We start from the raw sequence: 3,334 nt of genomic DNA, 5'->3' as shown, positions 1-3,334 counted from the left end.
GCGCGGGCGGGCTGCGGGCGCTCGGCTTCGACCTGCGCAGGCCCGGTTTCGACCTGGGCTGGGGCGCGGCCCTCGCGGCGTGCGTGGGCGGCGTGGGCATCGTGTTCTACCTGATCGCGCAGGCCGGCGGGTTCAATCTGACGGTGGAGCCGGAGTCGCTGCCCGATGTGTGGTGGAAGTACCCCGTGCTGGTCCTCTCGGCCGTGCAGAACTCGGTGCTGGAGGAGGTGATCGTCGTCGGCTATCTGCTGCGCAGGCTGGACCAGCTGGGCTGGGGCCCGGGGGCCGCGCTCGCCGGGAGCGCGGTGCTGCGCGGCTCGTACCACCTGTACCAGGGGGTGGGCGGTTTCCTCGGGAACATGGCGATGGGCGTCGTCTTCGTCCTGCTGTACCGGCGCTGGGGGCGCGTCGGCCCGCTGGTCGCGGCGCACGCGCTGATCGACATCGTGGCCTTCGCCGGGTACGCGCTGCTCGCGGGGAGGGTGGACTGGCTGCCCACCCCCTCCTGAGCCGCGCGCGTGGGGTGTCCCGGGGCGCGCCTGAGCGCACCCGGCGACCGTCACAGCCCGGTGAGCAGCTCCGCGTCCAGCACGGTGACCGCGCGGCCGGTGAGCAGCGTCCGCTCGCCGCGCAGCTCGGTGCGCACCGAGCCGGTGCGGGCCGAGAGCTGCAGCCCGGTCAGGGTGTCGCTGCCCAGCCGGGGTGACCACAGCGGCGCGAGCGCGGTGTGCGCGCTGCCGGTGACCGGGTCCTCCGGGATGCCGTGCCCCGGGGCGAAGACCCGGGACACGAAGTCGTGGCCCGCGCTCTCGGCGCGCGCGGTGACGATGACGGCGGGCCGCTCCAGGGCCGAGACCGCGGCGAGGTCCGGCGCCAGCTCGCGTACGGCCTTCTCGTCGGCGAGCTCCGCCAGCAGGAAGTGCACCGACGCCGTGACGTGCGCCGCGGTCACCTCGGCACCGAGCGCCGCGGGGAGGGCGGCGGGCACGTCGACGGCGGTGAGCCGCGCGGTGGGGAAGTCCAGGGTGAGGGTTCCGCCGGGACCCGGGGTGGCGGTGAGCACGCCGCTGCGGGTCCGGAAGCGTACGGTCCCGCTCTCCGGCACCCTCCCGTCGGACGCGAGCACATGGGCGGTGGCCAGGGTCGCGTGGCCGCACAGGTCGACCTCGTCGGTGGGGGTGAACCAGCGCAGCGCCCAGTCGGCACCGGGGTCGTCGGCCAGCGGGTGCGCGAAGGCGGTCTCGGAGAGGTTCATCTCGGCCGCGACGGCACGGAGCGCGGTGTCGTCGGGGAACGGGCCGCGGTCGAGCAGGACGACGGCGGCGGGGTTGCCGGAGTAGGGGCGGTCGGTGAACGCGTCAACGGTGCGGAGCCTCATGTCCGCAGAACGTACGGCTCAGCGTCGTGGCTGGTCGCGGGCCAATTGCGGGGAAGTGGACCGGGGAGGGGTTGCCATGCGATGTGTTCCGATATATCGTCGAAGCATCGCGACTGATCAAAGATGGATCAGTCGCACCGTGAAAGGAGACAGTCATGCACCCCTACGAATACGACGGAACGCGCGGCGCGGGCCGCGAGGGCGGCCAGGGCCGCGGTCACGGCTGCGAGGGCCGGCCGGGGCGCGGCGGCGGGCGCGGTGAGCGCCGCCGGGCGCCCTTCGGGCCGTTCGGCGGGCCCTTCGGGGACGGACCGCCGTTCGGCGGCCGGGGCCGCGGACGCGGCGGTCCGCGCGGCGGCCGGGCCCGGCGCGGCGATGTGCGCGCTTCGATCCTGGCGCTGCTGAAGGACCGCCCGATGCACGGGTACGAAATGATCCAGGAGATCGCCGAGCGCAGCGGCGGCGCCTGGAAGCCCAGCCCCGGATCGGTCTACCCGACGCTGCAGATGCTGGAGGACGAGGGCCTGATCAGCAGCGCCAGCGAGGGCGGCAAGAAGCTCTTCTCGCTCACCGAGGCGGGCCGGGCCGAGGCGGACGCCGGACCCGAGGCCCCCTGGGAGGAGGCCGGCCGCGGCCTCGACTGGGAGGCGGCCCGCGAGATGCGGAACGCGGCGGGCGGCCTGGCCGGAGCGTTCCACCAGGTGTGGAGCAGCGGCTCGGCGGAGCAGCGCGAGAAGGCCCTCGCGGTGGTCAACGACGCGAAGAAGAAGCTCTATCTGATCCTGGCCGAGGCCGAGGAGAAGTGAGCCGCGCCGCGGCGCGTCACCGCCCGGGCCCCGAGCCCAGGCGCAGCGCGGTGGCGGACAGCTTGCCGCCGCAGACCGGGCCCGGCTTCCAGTCCGCGCTCAGCGCGCGCCGCTCGTCGGGCGGGATGACGCGCAGCCCGGCAGGGCGCGGGCAGGAGCCGTCCGGCGGGTCCCCCGCGCCGGGCACCACCGTCCAGTGCAGCCGGCTCCAGGCCCGGTCGCCCGGCCGCATCGTGAACTGCTGCGCGGGGGCGGCGCGGTCCCGGTCCGTACGGGTCTGGATCTCCGCGCCGCCCGCCGACGTCAGCTGGAGCCCCGGCCAGCCCCGGGTGCGGCAGGGGGAGTCGGCGGAGTTGATCAGGACGAGCGCCGCGTAGCGCTGTCCGGCCCCCGAGCCCAGCGTGCGCAGCGTCATACGCAGCTGCCCGGTGCCGCACCAGGGAGCGCGGTCCGCGGCCCGCGGCGCGGAGCCGGCGGCCGCCTCCCGGTCCCGGTCGCCGGGCGGTGCCGGTGCGGACCCGGACGCCCGCGCGGAGCCGGACGAGGGGGACGGGCCGGCCGCTTGACCGGTCCCGCCCGCCGCAGCCGAGGACGCCGGGGGCGGCGAGGACGACGCCGAGGACGAGGGTGAGGACGCCGGGGAAGCCGGGGGCGACGGCGGCGCCGAGGCGGCCGAAGGGCCGTCCCCGTCGGCGCAGCCCGCCGCGAGGAGCGCGGCGGCCGCGGTGAGTGCGGTCAGTGCCGCACGCGGATACGGCACGCGGCGTACGGACGGAGCGCGGAGCGGTGCCATGGGGGTCTCCCGTCACTGCCGGATCGGGTGTCGCACGCTTGGACTGGCGTTCGCCGGTGCGGGTTCCCGGTTCCCGCGCTGTCAGTCCCGCGACGCGGTGTCCCGTACGGGCAGCAGCCATATCTCGGCCGCGTCGAAGCAGTCGTGCGCGCGCGGCAGCCGGGAGGCGTCGTGGCAGTGGAACGCGGACCAGAAGAGGTCGCCGGGGAGCGCGTCGCGCGGCGCGTAGACGCGGTAGACATAGCTCTTCCCGTCGGTCCCGGGCAGTGCCACCATCCAGCAGTCGGACACGGGCTGGTCGCGGGCGGCCATCGGACTCCTGGGGCGGGGGCGGCGTTGGTTGCCCAGCGTCGCGGG

5 protein-coding genes are annotated in these 3,334 nt (G+C 75.8%); 2 read left to right on the top strand and 3 right to left on the bottom strand.

Going from position 1 to position 3,334, the window contains the following annotated elements:
• On the top strand, positions 1-509 hold a 509-nt coding region (locus tag G5C65_RS34060; RefSeq protein ID WP_165302925.1), incomplete at its 5' end, for a CPBP family intramembrane glutamic endopeptidase.
• Between the two features lie 50 nt (positions 510-559).
• On the opposite strand, the gene G5C65_RS34055 is transcribed toward G5C65_RS34060, so the two are convergent.
• Positions 560-1,378 carry a PhzF family phenazine biosynthesis protein gene (locus tag G5C65_RS34055; protein ID WP_165302924.1) on the bottom strand — a complete coding sequence of 273 codons (819 nt, stop codon included), beginning with the start codon at positions 1,376-1,378 and terminating at the stop codon, positions 560-562.
• Between the two features lie 155 nt (positions 1,379-1,533).
• Here G5C65_RS34055 and G5C65_RS34050 point away from each other — a divergent pair, with 155 nt between their 5' ends.
• Complete coding sequence (locus G5C65_RS34050; protein ID WP_165302923.1) at positions 1,534-2,184, top strand: PadR family transcriptional regulator; 651 nt, start codon at positions 1,534-1,536, stop codon at positions 2,182-2,184.
• Between the two features lie 16 nt (positions 2,185-2,200).
• Here the strand turns inward: G5C65_RS34050 and G5C65_RS34045 are convergent, their stop codons facing one another.
• Together G5C65_RS34045 and G5C65_RS34040 are read right to left on the bottom strand one after the other, a co-directional pair.
• Positions 2,201-2,977 (bottom strand): DUF4232 domain-containing protein, encoded by a 777-nt coding sequence (locus G5C65_RS34045; protein WP_165302922.1) that lies wholly within the window; start codon positions 2,975-2,977, stop codon positions 2,201-2,203.
• An 81-nt stretch (positions 2,978-3,058) separates the two neighbouring features.
• Positions 3,059-3,289 carry a hypothetical protein gene (locus tag G5C65_RS34040; protein ID WP_165302921.1) on the bottom strand — a complete coding sequence of 77 codons (231 nt, stop codon included), beginning with the start codon at positions 3,287-3,289 and terminating at the stop codon, positions 3,059-3,061.
• Positions 3,290-3,334 lie beyond the last annotated feature (45 nt).

It is taken from the genome of Streptomyces boncukensis (genome assembly GCF_011045075.1).
In the GTDB taxonomy this organism is placed as follows: domain Bacteria; phylum Actinomycetota; class Actinomycetes; order Streptomycetales; family Streptomycetaceae; genus Streptomyces; species Streptomyces boncukensis.
Note: the sequence above shows the minus strand (reverse complement) of the source record. Positions and strands in the feature narration are given on the sequence as shown.